General features: G+C 39.4%; 16 protein-coding genes and 1 other annotated feature. Of the genes, 3 read left to right on the forward strand and 13 right to left on the reverse strand.

Annotated elements, in window-relative coordinates:
• Positions 1-290: 290 nt before the first annotated feature.
• Complete coding sequence (locus NIE88_RS22450) at positions 291-416, reverse strand: hypothetical protein (protein ID WP_290446476.1); 126 nt, start codon at positions 414-416, stop codon at positions 291-293.
• Positions 417-745: 329 nt separating this feature from the next.
• Between NIE88_RS22450 and NIE88_RS12910 the strand changes: the two genes are divergently transcribed.
• Positions 746-907 (forward strand): hypothetical protein, encoded by a 162-nt coding sequence (locus NIE88_RS12910; RefSeq protein WP_253062674.1) that lies wholly within the window; start codon positions 746-748, stop codon positions 905-907.
• Between the two features lie 31 nt (positions 908-938).
• Here the strand turns inward: NIE88_RS12910 and NIE88_RS12915 are convergent, their stop codons facing one another.
• The 5 genes from NIE88_RS12915 to NIE88_RS12935 all read right to left on the reverse strand — a co-directional run bounded on the left by NIE88_RS12915 (position 939) and on the right by NIE88_RS12935 (position 6,772).
• Positions 939-1,934, reverse strand: coding sequence for an ABC transporter ATP-binding protein (locus NIE88_RS12915; RefSeq protein ID WP_253062675.1), 996 nt, complete (start codon positions 1,932-1,934; stop codon positions 939-941).
• A complete protein-coding gene (locus NIE88_RS12920) occupies positions 1,934-2,953 on the reverse strand; it encodes an ABC transporter ATP-binding protein (protein ID WP_253062676.1) in 1,020 nt (339 codons plus the stop codon). Before NIE88_RS12920 ends, NIE88_RS12915 begins: the two co-directional genes overlap by 1 nt.
• A 17-nt stretch (positions 2,954-2,970) precedes the next feature.
• The gene (gene opp3C, locus NIE88_RS12925) at positions 2,971-3,981 is read right to left on the reverse strand and encodes an oligopeptide ABC transporter permease (RefSeq protein WP_253062677.1); all 1,011 of its coding nucleotides are present in this window, start codon (positions 3,979-3,981) and stop codon (positions 2,971-2,973) included.
• Positions 3,978-4,910 (reverse strand): ABC transporter permease, encoded by a 933-nt coding sequence (locus NIE88_RS12930; protein ID WP_309247038.1) that lies wholly within the window; start codon positions 4,908-4,910, stop codon positions 3,978-3,980. Before NIE88_RS12930 ends, opp3C begins: the two co-directional genes overlap by 4 nt.
• Before the next feature lie 182 nt (positions 4,911-5,092).
• A complete protein-coding gene (locus tag NIE88_RS12935; RefSeq protein ID WP_253062679.1) occupies positions 5,093-6,772 on the reverse strand; it encodes a peptide ABC transporter substrate-binding protein in 1,680 nt (559 codons plus the stop codon).
• A 280-nt stretch (positions 6,773-7,052) separates the two neighbouring features.
• On the opposite strand from NIE88_RS12935, the gene NIE88_RS12940 reads away from it, so the two are divergent.
• Positions 7,053-7,439, forward strand: coding sequence for a DUF3899 domain-containing protein (locus NIE88_RS12940; protein WP_253062680.1), 387 nt, complete (start codon positions 7,053-7,055; stop codon positions 7,437-7,439).
• 274 nt (positions 7,440-7,713) lie between these two features.
• Here NIE88_RS12940 and opp4A read toward each other — a convergent pair whose 3' ends face one another.
• Genes opp4A through NIE88_RS12965 form a run of 5 tightly spaced genes read right to left on the reverse strand, consistent with a single transcriptional unit; the run spans position 7,714 to position 13,289 of the window.
• Complete coding sequence (gene opp4A / locus NIE88_RS12945) at positions 7,714-9,471, reverse strand: oligopeptide ABC transporter substrate-binding protein (RefSeq protein WP_253062681.1); 1,758 nt, start codon at positions 9,469-9,471, stop codon at positions 7,714-7,716.
• A gap of 22 nt (positions 9,472-9,493) precedes the next feature.
• Positions 9,494-10,402, reverse strand: a complete 909-nt coding sequence (locus NIE88_RS12950) for an ABC transporter permease (protein WP_253062769.1) — start codon at positions 10,400-10,402, stop codon at positions 9,494-9,496.
• A 20-nt stretch (positions 10,403-10,422) separates the two neighbouring features.
• The gene (gene opp4B / locus NIE88_RS12955; RefSeq protein WP_253062683.1) at positions 10,423-11,388 is read right to left on the reverse strand and encodes an oligopeptide ABC transporter permease; all 966 of its coding nucleotides are present in this window, start codon (positions 11,386-11,388) and stop codon (positions 10,423-10,425) included.
• Positions 11,389-11,407: 19 nt separating this feature from the next.
• Complete coding sequence (locus NIE88_RS12960; protein ID WP_253062771.1) at positions 11,408-12,334, reverse strand: ABC transporter ATP-binding protein; 927 nt, start codon at positions 12,332-12,334, stop codon at positions 11,408-11,410.
• Position 12,335: 1 nt separating this feature from the next.
• On the reverse strand, positions 12,336-13,289 hold the full coding sequence (locus NIE88_RS12965; protein WP_253062773.1) for an ABC transporter ATP-binding protein: 954 nt from the start codon (positions 13,287-13,289) through the stop codon (positions 12,336-12,338).
• A 358-nt stretch (positions 13,290-13,647) separates the two neighbouring features.
• Positions 13,648-13,891 (forward strand) — a binding site (T-box leader).
• Positions 13,892-13,953: 62 nt separating this feature from the next.
• On the opposite strand from NIE88_RS12965, the gene trpS reads away from it, so the two are divergent.
• A complete protein-coding gene (trpS, locus tag NIE88_RS12970) occupies positions 13,954-14,946 on the forward strand; it encodes a tryptophan--tRNA ligase (RefSeq protein ID WP_253062685.1) in 993 nt (330 codons plus the stop codon).
• Between the two features lie 59 nt (positions 14,947-15,005).
• On the opposite strand, the gene NIE88_RS12975 is transcribed toward trpS, so the two are convergent.
• On the reverse strand, positions 15,006-15,896 hold the full coding sequence (locus NIE88_RS12975) for a helix-turn-helix domain-containing protein (RefSeq protein ID WP_253062687.1): 891 nt from the start codon (positions 15,894-15,896) through the stop codon (positions 15,006-15,008).
• 243 nt (positions 15,897-16,139) lie between these two features.
• Entirely contained in the window at positions 16,140-16,889 is a 750-nt protein-coding gene (locus tag NIE88_RS12980; protein WP_253062688.1) for a DUF3603 family protein, read from the reverse strand.
• Positions 16,890-16,917: the final 28 nt, after the last annotated feature.

The following is a 16,917-nucleotide window of genomic DNA, read 5'->3' on the forward strand; positions in this document are numbered from 1 at the left end:
AACACAACTTAATGGGTTTTATTTATTCTTTTTTCAGAATCTTACCAATTTGATTTTTCTCTCTATTTTCCCACTAAGTCGTAAAAATTATTTTACATGTTACCTGATTCTATGTAAAGGTACTAATTACATTTTTTATTTACAGTATTTATTTCTCCTTCACCCAGATAAACCTCATCTCATTTCCCACTTCTCACGATCTAAATTTTTCCACCAAAAAGGACTTCTCAAAAAGCAAGAAGTCCACTCATTGTTTACAATATATCTATGTGGATAAGCCACCTAATACATCACGCCGGCAATTTCAAGTTCGATGACGGTGCGTCCTGTGACTTAGGCTGCAACTGTCCTAATGTCTCCTTCAACCATCTTCTGATTGAATTTTTGCGCCTCCGCCTGACTTCCTTCGGTTTCACCGATAATCGCCTCCTTAAATCATCGTATATACAAAGTTCTTTTCCCGTGATTCTTAACAAAAGAGTACCTGTCTCTCTTTATTCTCAACCCGTCATGCCTACTTGTCAAGGTAATTTTTTGACTTGTTTCCGTCGTCTGCCACTGCCAAGAAGACGTACCTTATACAACTTGAAATTCACATAGGCTTGTGATAAGCTTGGACATCAGTATCAACGAAACGCCGCACCCCAGCCACATGATGAAGAGGTCCTACAAAATCCTCTTTCTCTTATACTATACGTGAGAAAAGCAAAAAGTATTCAAAAATTACCCTAACGGAGTTGAGATCATGGCACGTCTCATAACAGTCATTCTTACCCTCACGCTCGTTCTGACTATTCTTTTGTATCATTTTTTCAATGTGCTGACTATGCCAATCATCACTATTTTGCTGCTTTTCACTGTCATCAGTTATTTTGTGCAGCTCTATACGACCCACAGAAAAAAATAACCTTGCGTTGCCATTCACGCAAGGTTATTTCTTAAGCTTTTTCAGTTTTCATTTCCTCATCATGAAGATGGCAAGCAACCCAGTGCCCTTCTTCTACCTCATGCCATTTTGGTCTTACTTTCGCACACACGTCCATTGCAAATGGACAACGTGTTCTGAAACGGCAGCCGCTGGGCGGATCAATCGGACTTGGTACATCGCCTTCCAGTATAATCCGCTCACGCGAACGCTCAATTTTAGGATCGGCAACCGGAATCGCCGACAGAAGCGACTGTGTATATGGATGAAGCGGATGCTCATACACTTCATCGCTAGTCGCAAGCTCGGCCATATTGCCGAGATACATCACACCGACGCGATCGCTGATATGCTTTACCATTGAGAGGTCATGGGCAATGAAAAGATAGGTCAAGCCTTGCTTCTCCTGAAGCTCTTGAAGCAGATTGACAACCTGCGCCTGAATTGAAACGTCCAAAGCTGAAATCGGTTCATCGGCAATGATAAAATCCGGATCAACAGCAAGTGCTCTCGCGATTCCAATCCGCTGCCTCTGACCGCCGCTGAACTCGTGCGGATAACGATTAGCATGCTCACGATTTAAGCCCACCGTTTCAAGCATCTCATAGACCCGCTCCATGCGTTCTTTTGGTGACTTAGCTAAATGGTGAATATCCAAACCCTCGGCAATAATATCTTTAACCATCATTCTTGGATTAAGTGAAGCATACGGATCCTGAAAAATCATCTGCATACGTTTTGATAATTTTTTCTTATCACTGTGATTTAGTTTTCCACCAACATCTTGATCGTCAAAAATGACTTCACCCTCGGTGGGATCATAGAGCCGAATAATCGTTCGCCCAGTTGTAGACTTTCCGCATCCAGATTCACCAACAAGTCCCAATGTCTCGCCTTTATATACATCAAAGGTTACGCCATCTACTGCTTTTAAAACATCATGTCGGGAAACATTAAAATATTTTTTCAAGTTTTTCACTTGAAGCAGTTTTTCTCTTTGTTCAGCCATTATGATTCTCCTCCCACACCAATCGTTGTCGGCGGATCTACTTTTGGTGCCCGTTCATCAAGCAGCCAGCAAGCGGCCTTCTGTGTAGCCGAAAGTTCTGTATACGCAGGCATATGCTCAGTACAAACTTTCATTGCATGCGGACATCTTGGTGCAAACGGACAACCCTTTGGCGGATTGCTTAAATCAGGAGGTGTCCCTGGAATGGCCAACAGTTTGTCTGTTTTCGCATGCAGCTTCGGCATGGAGGATAGCAGACCCCACGTATATGGATGTTTGGGATTATAAAATATTTCATCCAAAGTACCCGTCTCCACAATCTTTCCTCCATACATTACAGCAACACGCTGCGCCAAATTGGCTACCACACCTAAATCGTGGGTAATCAAAATAATCGCTGTTCCTGTTTTCTCCTGCAAATCGCGCATCAAATCAAGAATCTGCGCCTGAATCGTCACATCGAGTGCCGTTGTTGGTTCATCTGCGATAAGAATTTTAGGGTTGCAAGCTAATGCAATGGCAATAACAACACGCTGCCTCATTCCGCCTGAAAATTGGTGTGGATATTCATCCACACGTTTTTCCGGATTTGGTATACCTACCAATTGCAGCAGTTCAATTGCACGTTTTTTTGCATCATGCTTTGATAAGCTTTGATGCTTAATTAAACCTTCCATAATTTGCTTCCCAATTTTCATGGTTGGATTCAATGCAGTCATTGGGTCCTGAAAAATCATTGAAATTTCTTTCCCACGTACTTTTTGCATTTGCTTCTTGGAGTATTTAACTAGGTCTCTACCTTCAAACAAGATTTCACCAGTTGCAATTTCTCCAGGTGGATTCGGAATAAGTCCCATAACTGCTTTAGAAGTTACTGATTTACCTGAACCGGATTCACCAACAATTGCTAAAGTCTCACCTTTGTTCAGTTGCAGGCTAATACCGCGAACCGCTTGAACGTCTGCCCCAAATATATGAAAGATAACATTTAAATCTTTAATTTCTAATAGATGATTCATTTATTGCACCTCCCGTATTATCGACGCAGCTTCGGATCAAATGCATCACGAAGCCCGTCCCCCATAATATTGAAACAAATCAACAGGAGCGAAATAATAATCCCTGGATAAAGGGTCTGATATGGATGAATCTGTAGCATTTGATATCCGTCATTAATAAGAGAACCTAATGAAGCTTGAGGCTGGCGAATTCCTAAGCCAATAAAGCTGAGAAATGCTTCAAAAAAGATCGCATTGGGGACAGAAAACATTGTATTAATGATTATCATACCAAGTGAGTTGGGAATTAGATGTTTAAAAATAATACGTCCATCTCCAGCACCGAGTGTACGTGATGCAAGAACAAATTCTTGATTTTTTAACTTTAACATTTCTCCGCGAACAATTCGTGCCATGGAAAGCCAACTTGTTGCAAGAATGGCAATCGTTATTGTAATTAAACCTGGCTGCATTATTAGAATTAATAAAATGATCCACACAAGACTCGGGATACCGGCAATGACTTCGAGAATACGTTGTAGAGCATTGTCGACCGCACCTCCAAAATAGCCAGATACTCCACCATAAACAACACCTATAAGAACATCTGCTAGTGTAGCAATGAGAGCAATAATTAAGGAAATTTGGGTTCCCTTCCACGTTCTCGTCCACAAATCACGTCCAAATTGATCAGTACCAAACCAATAATTTTTTGATATATTCTTTTCCTTATAAATATCGACACCATTTTCATACCCACTGAATGCCGGCAGCCATGTTAATCCTTCAATTTTTGGCGGAAGGTTGGCACGTGACACATCCTGATTATCGATATCATATCCAAAGATATGGGGACCAATGAGCGCTAATAAAATAATGACAGTCAGAATAATCATAGACAACATAGCACCCTTATTAGTCAAAAAACGGCGAAGTGCATCTTTCCACGCACTCACACTTTTACCGCTAATCTTCTCACTTTCAGTGTCACTCAGATATGCTGGTACAAATAATTCTTTAGTAACTTCTGCATTAGATTTGGCTGTCATATTGATTTTCCTCCAGATACACGAATTCTCGGGTCAATGACGCCGTACAATACATCCACAATCAGAATAGTTACAATAAATAAACCCGCATATAATTCAGTAGTCCCCATAATCATTGGGTAATCATTGGTTACAATTGCGTCAACGAATTGCGACCCAATTCCTGGTATAGCAAAAATATTTTCAATAACCAGTGAACCGGTCACAACAGCAGACGTTAAGGGACCGATAACGGTAACAATGGGAATCATCGCATTACGAATAGCGTGTCTAAATATAACTGCATTTGTACTCAAACCCTTTGCCTGTGCAGTCACTATGTAATCCTGATTAAGTACTTCAACCATTTCTGTCCGCATAAACCGCGCAATTGTGGCCATAACACCAACACCGATAGAAACTACTGGCAACACATGAGTCATTGGGCCGCTCCATCCAATGACAGGAAAAATGCGAATCTGAACGGAAAAGAAATATTGCAGAATCGCGGCAAAAATAAAAGAAGGGATTGAAATAAATACTACAGCGAGCGTAACAGTTCCCCAATCAAGAAAACGCCCGCGATAAATGCCTGAAACAATACCAAGAAAAATACCCAAGACTGTTCCAAAAATCATTGATTCAAAACCTAGTTGCAAAGATATCGGAAATCTTTGAAATAAAAATTCAGTCACCGGCTGCATTCCATACTGAAATGAGCCGCCCAGATTTCCATGAATAAAATTCCACAGATAATGCAGGTATTGAATTGGTATCGGCTGATCCAATCCATAATAATGTTTTAATTGGTTTAATTGTTCAGGTGACAGACGATTGGCAAATTTGAACGGTGTACCCGGCAACATTTTCATTGCCAAAAAAGTTAATGTAATCACGACATAGAAAGTGACAATCATATAGCCCACACGTTTCAATATATATCGAATCACAGAATGCATCCTCCTACCTTAATATCTAAAATAATTCTATATAATGATTATGTGCCTGCCCATTTTACCACATTAAACTAATAAAAATTTTAACAAATTAATGGAAAGGAGAGTACATGCCAAAGCGACATATACTCTCCTTCCAAATCTAAAACATCAATCAGAAAAAGATGCAGCACATATTAATGCTTTAAGATATAAGCCTTCGCGAAGTCAAACTCTGGACCGTAAGAAGGTTGTGAATAGCCTTTAACATAAGACTTCTGCGACCAAGTATATCCCTGCTGGAACAGAGGAACGATCGGATATTCAGACATCATTAGTTCTTCTGCCGAAACCAAATCATTCCAACGCTTTGTCGTATCAGCGGTGTCTGTCTGCGCATCTTTAATCAGTCCATCAAATTTCTTATTAGACCAGCCGATCGTGTTCATTGGATTTCCGGTTGTCCACATATCAAGATAAGTCATCGGATCCTGATAATCTGGGAACCAGCCACTGAACGCAATATCATATTTGAACTCGTTGTTCAACTTCAAATAGTTTGCCCATGGCTGTTCATTCACATCAACAGTTACCCCTGGAAGATTTTTCTTGATCTGATTTGCGACATACGCATCAATTTGTTTTGCCTTGCTTGTGTCTTGGCTCAAGAAATTGATCTTGAGTGTTTTAATACCCAGTTCTTTCTTAGCTTTATTCCAGTAAGTTTTCGCTTCCGAAGCTTCTCCTGCTGAAAAACCATCCGGATGTTTTGAACGGAAATCCTTGCCATCAGGACCATTAACAAAATTCTTTGGAACAACATAGTTTGAAGGAACGGAACCATCATTCAGAATTGCTGAAGTCAGCCCCTGACGATCAATTGCTGCATTCAATGCTTTTCTCAAATTAAGATTTTTTAAATATTTGTTCGTTTTCTCGTTAATATATAAATAGTAGGTACCAGGATTTGTTGCAGTTTGAATTTCTTTTGGATATTGTTTCTTAAACTGGTCAATAAACTCCGCAGACAATTGAACAATGTCACTTTGTCCGGTTTTGTACATATTTATTGCAGTACCTGTTTCTTTTACAACTTTAAAGTTCACAGTTTGTAATTTAGTACTTTTAGCATTCCAATAATCTTTGTTTTTCTTGTATGTCCACCCAGTGCCTTTTTCCCATTTAGAAAGAACAAATGGACCGCTGTAAAGAAGTGTATCAGTGGAAGTAGCGTATTTATTTCCTTGTTTCTTTACAAAATCTTCACGCTGAGGCATAAATTGCGGTTGAGAAAGAATGCTATAAAAGAACGGTGGAGCTGCTTGTTCCAACGTAACTTGCAACGTCTTATCGTCCAGTGCCTTAACTCCCAGTTTTTCATATTTGCCATAGAAAGCTTTATTCGTAGAATCTTCAATTTTAGCCGCATTTTTGATTCCTACAGATGCAAATAGGAAATTATAAGCAGGCTTTGCTTTTGGATCATTCTGACGTTGCCAGCCATAAACAAAATCTTGAGCTGTTATAGGTTTTCCATCAGACCATTTTGCATCACGAAGTGTGAATGTATAAGTCTTCTTATCCGCACTTACTTTCGGTGCGCCTTTAGCCAAGTCCCATTCGAACTTATTGTCATGCATTCTTGTTAGACCAGCCTCAGTCATTTCAATAGCATTTGTTGAAGTTGTGTCTGTTGCAAGGTTAGGATCAAGCGTTGGGATGTCAGCATTAATTGACATAGTTAATGTTTGATCTTTGGCTAATTCTGAACTGCTCCCCTTTTCACTGTCCTTACTGCTCGAACTTCCGCAAGCAGAAAGAACCAGACTGAGTGCTAACACAAATGAAAGCACTAAAGACCATTTTGCTTTTTTCATAAAAGCAATAACCTCCCCTAAATTCGTTATCTTTGTTTAGGTGAGCTTCCTTTCTATTCTGAAAGTTCGACTCAACCTACAAATGCTATTATACAAGTTCTTTTTTCAATTTGCATCGTTTTTTTTTGGTTTTCATAGTTTTCTCAATTATGAACTGTCGATTTCATTGGTTTCATGGGGTTTTTTCATTTAAATTTTTTATCATTATGTTATATTTTCTGACAAAAACATTTGCATGTGATTGTTTCCTACTGTTAATATTGGCTGGGAGGGGATTTTATTGAAAGATTTTTTTACAACTTTTCGAATTTCATTTCCTGCTGTTGCATTTTTTGAACTGATCCTTGCTTTGTTTGCACAATTCTTTTATAAAGATCCTTTTTCGATTCGTTCTATCGTCGACGGATTATCAACGGTCAGTTTGCTGTTTTTCAGTGCCGGATTGTTACTCTTTGTTTATCAAGGCGGAGGATTTGATGGCGTGGTCTACAGTTTCAGAAGATTTGCCCGCAGTATTAGAAATAGACAAATCGGTGAAAACGATGCCGAGGCTCCGCTAGCAGAAATGAAGCATCATGATGGAAAAAAGCGTGCCTCAATCACTTGGCCGCTTATCATCGATAGCTGTCTTCTTTTTATTGCTTCATTGCTTCTTTCACAAATGTGAATTGAGCAGAATTATCGATGGATTGGCATTCGTCGGATAACACAACTATAAAAGCTCCCTGATTTGTCAAGGTTCAATATTAGTATTTTGTTCTTTTTCAGTAGCCCGAATACTTTACTATGCCTTCTTCAGATTTCCACCTCACGATTAACATATCTTTGCTCCGGTCCTTTCACAGACTTTCATCACGAAGTTAAATTATTCCTAATTAACTTTGCACATAAAAAAGAGCACTGCCTCATTTTGAGAACAGTGCTCCTTTTTAATTTTATTTTTATTTCACGGATTTATTGCTAGTAACGCTAACCTTATAAAATTTGGTGAATGGATCAATGGTCCAGTCTTTTACACGTTTGTTAACAGCATATGTCTGGTAACGGAAGAACGTTGGAATGACCGGTGATTCTTCTTTCATCAGTTCCTGCCATTTTTTATAAACCGATTTCCGATAATTCTTGTCAAACGCTTTCGGCGACAGACCTTCTGTCAACAGCTTATCATTCTCACTATTCGTCCAGCGTGTCATATCAAATTGAGCTGTTTTTCCATACAGACCAGACGGATCGACGTCGGTGCCAGTTGCCCATGCAGCAGCATACACATCAATTTTGGGATCATCTTTCTCAATATTGTCATAGAATGAGTTAAATTCTTGTAAACGACCGTTTAACAGCTTAACATTTAAACCAATTTTCTTCCAGCTTTGAATATAGTAATTAGCCAAGGGTTCAGCCACTTTCGAACCGCTCATTGATGAGAAGGTAATTGTCAATTTCTTGCCTTTAGGATCTTCACGAATACCGTCTTTATTGACATCTTTATAACCGGCTTCATCCAGCAGTTTCTTTGCTTTCTTAACATCCTGCTTAGCTTTTGGCAGACTGCTGTCATACCAAGTTGGGAAGGAAGGCGGAATTAGAGAGTTGGCTGGTTCGTACAGTCCGTTATACAGCTTATCGCCTATCTCTTTAAAGTTAATAGCAAGCCCCATTGCTTGACGAAGGTTTTTATTATTCATCTTGCTCTTAGGATTCATGATATTTTCGCCTTTTTTTGCATCCCATTTTCCAAGTTTAAAACCGATGTAGCTATATGCTAAATCATAGCTGCCCAAGATTTGATAATTCTTCCCTGTTTTAAGATCTGGGTATTGATCTACAGGAACGCTTGCTACATCAATCTCGCCCTTTTTCAATGCAGAAACGATTACCTTTGGACTTACGACCTTAATAATAACACTTTTAAGCTTCGGCTTACCCCTCCAATAATTGTCGTTTCTTACAAGTTCTACAGACTCACCAGGTACAATCTTTTTCACTTTAAAAGGTCCAAATCCAATAGGTGCTTTACGTACTTGAGTCGATTTAGCCATATCTTTGATGGCTACACCCTTGAAATAATGTTTTGGAAGCGGCGTTGTGTTTAATCCGGTAAGAACGGTTGGTGTCGCTGATTTAAAGGTGATTGAAACCTCCTTGTCATTTAAAACTTTAATACCAGAAATATTTTTTGCCTTCCCGTCATGATAGTCTTGGATACCGACAATTTGTTGAACTGTTCCATCATAGCGGACACCTGTATAGGCTTTATTCGCGATTACTAAAAATTTATATTCTAAATCCTGTGCTGTAACTGGCTTTCCATCAGACCAATTGACATTTTTCTTAATTTTGATTGTTATCGTTTTTTTATCTTTTGATAATTTATATGTTGCCGCCCCAGAATCATCAATCTCATAGTCTTTGTTCATACCAAGTAGTGACTCATCAAACCATTGAATAATTTCCCAGTCAGGCTGACCGTCATAGAATGTAGTGTTCAATGTTCCTGCAAACGGAGTATCTGAGACAAGTCCATAAGTCAGGACACCATCTTTAATTGCTTTTTTCTTATTCGTTGTTGTTTTCGGAAATTTACTTGCTTCTTCCTTTTTTACAACCTTGTCACTCGAACTGCCGCCACAGGCTGATAGAACAAGTGAAAGTACAAGAAAAATGGTAACGAGTAGCGATGGATAAGCCTTTCTTTTCATAAATTTTCTTCCCCCTTTTTTATTAGCCTTTCCTTTGTCTTGCATCGGTCGCACGCTTTAGCGCTTGACCGACAAAATTTATACATAACATCAGTACTAAAATAAGTACTGACGCAGGTACCCATACCCACCATTTATTTTGAATTGTATCCGCATCCTGAGCATAGCTAATTAAAGTACCAAGACTCGGTGTGCTTTCCGGTAGTCCAAATCCGAGAAAGCTTAATCCGGATTCAATCCCAATATTGCCTGCCAAATTAAGCGTCAAATTAACGATGATAATCGAGCTTAAATTAGGTAAAACTTCGCGTAAAATAATCTTCCAGTTCGGCGTTCCTAATGTCTTCGAGGCAGATACGTAATCAAGCTCGCGTTCGGCTAATGTCTTAGAACGAATAAGTCTGGCTTTTCCTGTCCATAGAAATGCGCTCATTACAAATATGAACGTCCACAAATTGAATTTGGGAACAATCGTCGCGCAAACAATTACGATCATAAGAAATGGCAAAACAAGAACAAAATCAATAATTCTCATGATTATATTATCAGCAATACCACCAAAATAACCGGCTATTAAACCGACTGTAAGACCGATGATACCTGTAATCAACGTGATAAGAAAACCAATTGAAAATGAATTCCGTGTTCCGATAATGAGCTGACCAAAAATGTCTCTCCCTCCTTGATCTGTTCCCAATAAATGATCTTCAGACGGCGGAGCGTTGATTTCCAGCAAATCAATTTTGACAATCTGATCCTGATTTAAAACAAGCGATGTAATATATACAGTACTTAACAATAAAATTAAAATAATAATCGAAGCCATAGCCAGCTTATCTTTAACCAATTCCCGCCCTAATATAGCAAGTGCAGACGGACTTTTTTCTTCCGAGTTCACAGGTTGTGTATTCAACGGTTCAATTAATCTCATCATGTTGTGTCCCCCCTTTCTTAATCAATACGAATTCGTGGATCAACCGCGCTTAAGATAATATCTGACAATAATGTTCCAAGTAGTGCGGCAAAACCGGAAATCATGACTAACGCACTAACAACTGTGAAATCACGCTGCTGGATTGAATCCAAAAAGAGCTGTCCCAAACCCGGATAACTATAAATTGATTCGACAAAGACCGATCCACCGATAAGTCCTGTTATGTCATAGCCCAAAAAAGCAGCGATCGGTAAAAATGAATTACGAAGGATATGCCTTGAATAAACTTTTGACTCTGGTACTCCTTTCGAGCGTGCTGTAGCCACAAAATCTTGTATTTTTGTATCAATGACTTCGTTCCTCAGAAATTGAATCGTTGTTGATGTCGCGAGCAGCGCACCAGATAATGTAGGCAGGACAAGGTGTGTAAACTTGCTGATAAAGTAATTTAAAGTACCTGGAACAGCCTGAGGATCTACACTTCCCCCAGATGGAAAAAGATTTAACTCAAATGAAAACAGGAACATCATTAAAATGGCAAAAATGAATAAAGGAGTGGCGTATGTAAAATATGTATAGCAAGTAACCCATTTATCCAGCCAAGAATTTGTCCAGCGCCCGCTTGCGACCCCGAAAGGAATTGCTATGGCATAACTGACAATCAGTGTTGCTGCCGCGAGCAATAATGTGTTCCAAAGCCTTTCACCAATTAAATCAGTAACTGGAATTTTATGCGTATAAGACATGCCTAAATCACCATGAATCGCATGATTAATCCAGCGAATATATTGAACCTGAATGGGATCATCCAAGCCTAGTTTTTGCCTTTGTTCCGCAATTACTTTAGGATCTGCATGCGCGTTCTCCAGCTGCCCACTTAAAGCATCACCTGGCATGGCTTTTGCCAGAGTAAAAATGAGTACACTTAAAATAAATAACTGGGGGATCATAATTAAAATTCGACGTAATAAAAACTTTAGCATCTTCAGTTACCCTCGCTTTCTACGGCAGCGCCACAAAATGTGTCGGTGATATTGCTTTAAGTTGATACGCCTTTCCGTCATTATCAAAGTAATTTTTATAGGATTTGTTATACTCATCATTTATTTGGTGGCGAATAGCGGATTGCTTCTCACGATGTGCAGGATCGATATTAGGAATAGCTGATATCAATCGTTTTGTATAAATATGTTGAGGATTCTCATAGATGTCACGGCTTAACCCCTCTTCTACCAACCGGCCCTGATACATGATGCCGATTCTGTCACACATGTGCCTAATGACACCCAGATCATGACTGATAAAAAGATAGGTTAAATTAAATTCTTTTTGAATGTCTTGCATAAAGTTCAAGACTTGAGCCTGTACTGATACATCCAATGCCGAGACAGGCTCATCTGCAACGATTAATTTCGGATTCAGCGTCAAAGCTCGTGCAATACCGATTCGCTGTCTTTGTCCTCCTGAAAATTCATGAGGATATTTATAAATAGAATCGGAGCTAAGGCCTACCCGTTCCATGTATTCTCTTGCAACCTTATTCTCCTCTTTACGAGAAAGATGTTCATAATTTCGAAGCGGTTCGGCGATGATATCGACAATTCTTTTTTTCGGGTTTAACGATGAATACGGATCTTGAAAAATCATTTGAATATCCTTACGAAGTTCGTGCATTTTGTGAGCACTTACACTCGTCAAATCCGTTCCGTTAAAAAGCACCTGCCCAGACGTTGTTTTGGTCAATTTTAGTAAGGCACGACCTGTCGTTGATTTGCCGCAACCAGATTCTCCGACAAGACCATATGTCTCTCCTTGCTCAAGGCGAATATTGATACCATCAACCGCTTTTACGTAATCAATTACCCGTTTAAAAAACCCACCTCTGATTGGATAATAGACTTTAAGATCCTTTACTTCTAGAAATGCCATATTATTTTTCACCCACCTTCTCGTTTGGAAAATAGAAATGTTTATAACATGAACAGCGAACCCAATGATTAGACTCAACTTCATGCATGACTGGATGGTCTTCATGATGAGAGGCATCAATCCAAGGAATACGCGGGCTAAATCTACAGCCTGATCTGGGAATATTTTGCAATGAGGGTACGATTCCTTGAATGACATGCAACCGGTCATCGTCGCTCGACGATGAGGGAATCGAGTTAAGTAAAGAACGTGTATAAGGATGCAGGGGATTGTTGAACAACTGCTCAACAGCAGAAAGTTCAACAATTTGTCCTGCGTACATGACAGCTACACGGTCAGCCATTTCCGAGACAACCCCGAGGTCATGTGTAATGAGAATAATACCTGTATTTGATTTTTTTTGCAGTGTTTTTAAAAGTTCCATAATTTGCGCCTGAATGGTTACATCTAGCGCCGTTGTCGGTTCATCTGCAATAACCAAAGCCGGTTCACATGCAATCGCAATAGCAATCACAACACGTTGACGCATACCGCCTGATAGCTCATGTGGGAATTGATTATACGTCAAGCGAGGATCCGGAATTCCGACTTGTTCAAGAAGATGAAGTGTCTTTTCTCTTTTCTCTTTTTTTGAAAAACTGGTGTGATAATTCATACTTTCTTCTATTTGTTGTCCAACACGCATAAGGGGGTTTAAAGCAGTCAATGGATCCTGAAAAATCATGCCTATGTCTTTGCCTCGTATTTTATTAAGTTGGGAGACTGATAAAGATAATAAATCCGTCCCCTGAAAATAGATATGCCCCTTAATCAGCGAACGCTCTTTATTATGTAAGCCCATTATTGATAAGGCTAAAGCACTCTTTCCACAGCCTGACTCACCAACAATTGCAAGTACTTCATTCGGAAACACATCCATAGTGATATTGTCAACAGCGGGATAGTAGCTATTCATAATTTTAAAAGAAGTGTTCAAATTTTCTAATTTTAGCAATTGGAAGCGATCCACATAAGTATCTCCTTTCCTTCAAAAAATTATGCTAAATTTATAATTCAGAAAAAAAAGTATTTAACATATTCGTTTGGTATAATTTACAACTTTTTACTCTTGTTTGCAAGAAGAAATTTTTTTCCCAACTGATTTCAAACATGCTAACCCGTTGCAATCACTGTACCCTTATCATTTATTTAATTCAAAATAATTATTAAAAGCTTCAGTCATATCATAAAAAAAGGCAATATTTTTTAGAATGATATTGCATTTGCTTTTCTTTTTATATTTGACTATAATATTCAGCAACAACAGTGAATATGAAGATGCAATGAAGAAGAAGAGTACCGGCAGAAAGTCTTTAGAGAGCTCGGATGTGGTGGAACCGGGTGATGGACTGCTTGGGAATGGACTTCTGAGCCTCAATCCGAACCTCGGCATTAACCCGTCAGTAGGCATTGACGTCTCCACACGTTATTGTGGTGATGATTCTTGTTAGGATCAGATTAAGCTGTTTCTGTTTCGCAGAAAAATTAGGGTGGTACCGCGGTCTATTCGTCCCTTGTGGATGGGTGGGCCTTTTTATATTGTCTAAAAGAAAAAGATAAAATTAGGAAGGTGACTTATTTTGGCAAAAATATTTTCCGGCGTTCAGCCGACCTCAATCCCAACACTTGGCAACTATTTAGGTGCAATGCGCAATTTCGTAACCCTTCAGGAAGGAAACGAATGCGTCTATTGTATCGTTGATGAACATGCGATCACCGTACCGCAGGACCCAAAGGAAATTCAAAAGAACATTCGCAATCTAGCTGCTCTTTACCTAGCTATGGGCATTGATCCACAGAAATCAATTCTGTTCATTCAATCCGAAGTACCTTGCCACGCACAACTTGGCTGGATCATGCAATGCACAAGCTATATGGGTGAACTGGAACGCATGACACAGTTCAAAGATAAATCAAAGGGTAAAAAAGCAATTCCGGCCGGGCTGCTCACCTATCCTCCGTTGATGGCTGCGGATATACTGCTCTATCAGACAAACCTTGTCCCTGTAGGTGCGGATCAGAAGCAGCACATGGAGCTGACACGTGACCTGGCTGAACGGTTCAACAATAAGTATGGTGAAGTATTTACAATTCCGGAACCTTACATTCCGCCCGTTGGCGCACGCATCATGTCGCTTCAGGAACCCGCGAAGAAAATGAGCAAGTCGGATTCAAATCGAAAAGCAACAATCTTTACATTGGACAATGAAAAAGACATCATCAAGAAAATTAAATCGGCGATTACCGATGATGAGGCATCCATCCGCTATGATCGAGACACAAAACCCGGAGTCTCCAACCTGCTCGATATTTTCTCCCTCTGTTCAGGACGATCCATTGACGACTTGGTCGCTGCCTATCAAGGAAAAGGCTACGGAGAATTTAAAACCGATGTTGCCGAAGCGGTCGTGAACGTACTGAATCCGATTCAGGAACGATTCAATGATCTGATTGAGTCTTCCGAACTCGATGACACTCTCGACAAAGGTGCGGAGAAAGCATACACGATTGCTAAGAGAACCCTGAACAAAGCAGAGAAAGCACTCGGAATCGGACGTCGAAACAAGCATTAATATTCTGACTAAGAACAGCCACTATGTGATGGATCGTCACTCGGTGACTGTTTTTTTATTTATAAAAATTTATGCTTGTTATTTTTTAATATAGTAGAATTTAGTACATCCTGAAGATAGTTGGCGTGTGTACTGGCCTGTGAAGCACTACCCAGATCAGTGAAAATTTTAATGGCTTTTGCCGCCATTTTTTCTCCACGTTGGCGATTTCCCATCTTAATTGCGTAAATCCCCTTCAAAAACATCAGTTTAATTTTCATGTATGCATCTTTCTCTTTATCCAGGGACTCATCCAGAAGAATAAGAAATGTGTTTGCTTCCGGAAGTCGGTTATTTTCGATTAAAGCAACAATCGTGTTAAGCAATATTTTTTGCTTCTTGATGTCACCTTTCCCCAGCGGATTATAGTCCATACTTTTTTCGTAAGCCATATGGGACAGCGCAATGATTTGATCCACAGGAAAACTGAACATTGAATTTGTATAAATCACCAATTCATAGTAACCCCACACATCCACATTTGAGAAATAATCACTCAGGATTTTAACCATTTTCAAATCCGGTTTTTTCTTGGAAATTCGCCGTATATACAGCTCGGCAATGATTGAAAAATGCAGATAATAATTTTTTCCTTCCATTATATATATTCTTTTTGTTCGATCTCGAAGAACCTGAAGCATGTGCAGATTATCTTCTCTTACATAGTCCTTCAGATCATCAAAAAATTTCTGAAAATGAGTAATCTCATAGTCATTATTCACGTAAAGAAACTCGTCCATCGACACATTTAATTTGTTAAGCAGGTTGAGAAGATGCGTAAACGAAATATCGCAATCACCGCGTTCAAAACGGGAAAGAAAAGCGACAGACACTTCTCCCTTTGCAAGCTCGGCCAACGTCATATTTTTCGTTTTTCGAATGTATCTTAGGGTAACTCCCGGATGATTCATAGGCACACCTTTTTTTAATATATTAAAATTTTTTGTTCGTTCATTTAGTTTCTTATGCAGGGATTCGCACAAAGACAATACGTTACGTCGCTCATCATAACTTGTATCTAAGTTATAGTTTATCAAAAATCACGGGACTATAAGCAAACAAGGTATTCAATTTCAAAAAAATTTATGATTTTGAATGAAGCAAGAAAAAAGATCAGGCAAATACCTGCCTGATCAATCTAAGTTCTGTGTTTTCTATTGCACTTTCGAGCCATGTTCCAGTTCCCATAGCTTTTCGAAATAAGACTGGCCTTTGATCATTCGCTCGCAAAGATCACTGTGCTTGTCCGACCATCCTTTTTTCATTCCTAAAATCAATCCCTGCCACGCCTCATCAAAGGTCATTCGACGGCTTTCACTATATTTGGTTGGATACCATTCTGTATACCAATAGCGCATTTCTTCGACATTTCCAGATGAATAGAGCTGATCAAGTGCCATAAACAGCAGTTGCTTCAGTTGTCTTTCTTTTCTTGTCAGACCAATCATACACTTGGGGTCTAGCGACAGCATATGATATTCCTTTTTTTGAAGACATCCGGCAGGGAGCGGATAATGGTCAATATCCATTTTTGTCGCTCTCTGCAGAATCGAACTCTCTTGTCTCGGAATCAGCCGACTCTTTCGCACAGGAATTGAATATCCCAAAGTATCAGCGACAATGCTGCGTTCTCCATCAGTCGCAATAAAACAATATTCAATAATCTCTCGTTGATTGTTTTTACAAATTACGCTTCGATTCCGAACATCCTTCAACAATTCTTGAGGAAGATCCTGCAAGTCGTTTTCAATGTAGTCAAGGAGTGGCTTTTCCACTTTAATCAGTGGAATCTGGTCAAGAAGCTCTATAAAATCATGCTTGCGCCATTCAAAAAATTCGCAAACATTATAGCCGTTCTCTTCACCCTCAAACCAATTTACCCAGATATCACTGACAATTTCCATGAGGCTCCATCTCCTCCGTTTGATTTGA

This window comes from Sporolactobacillus shoreicorticis, from assembly GCF_024125445.1.
GTDB classification, from domain to species: Bacteria; Bacillota; Bacilli; order Bacillales; family Sporolactobacillaceae; genus Sporolactobacillus; species Sporolactobacillus shoreicorticis.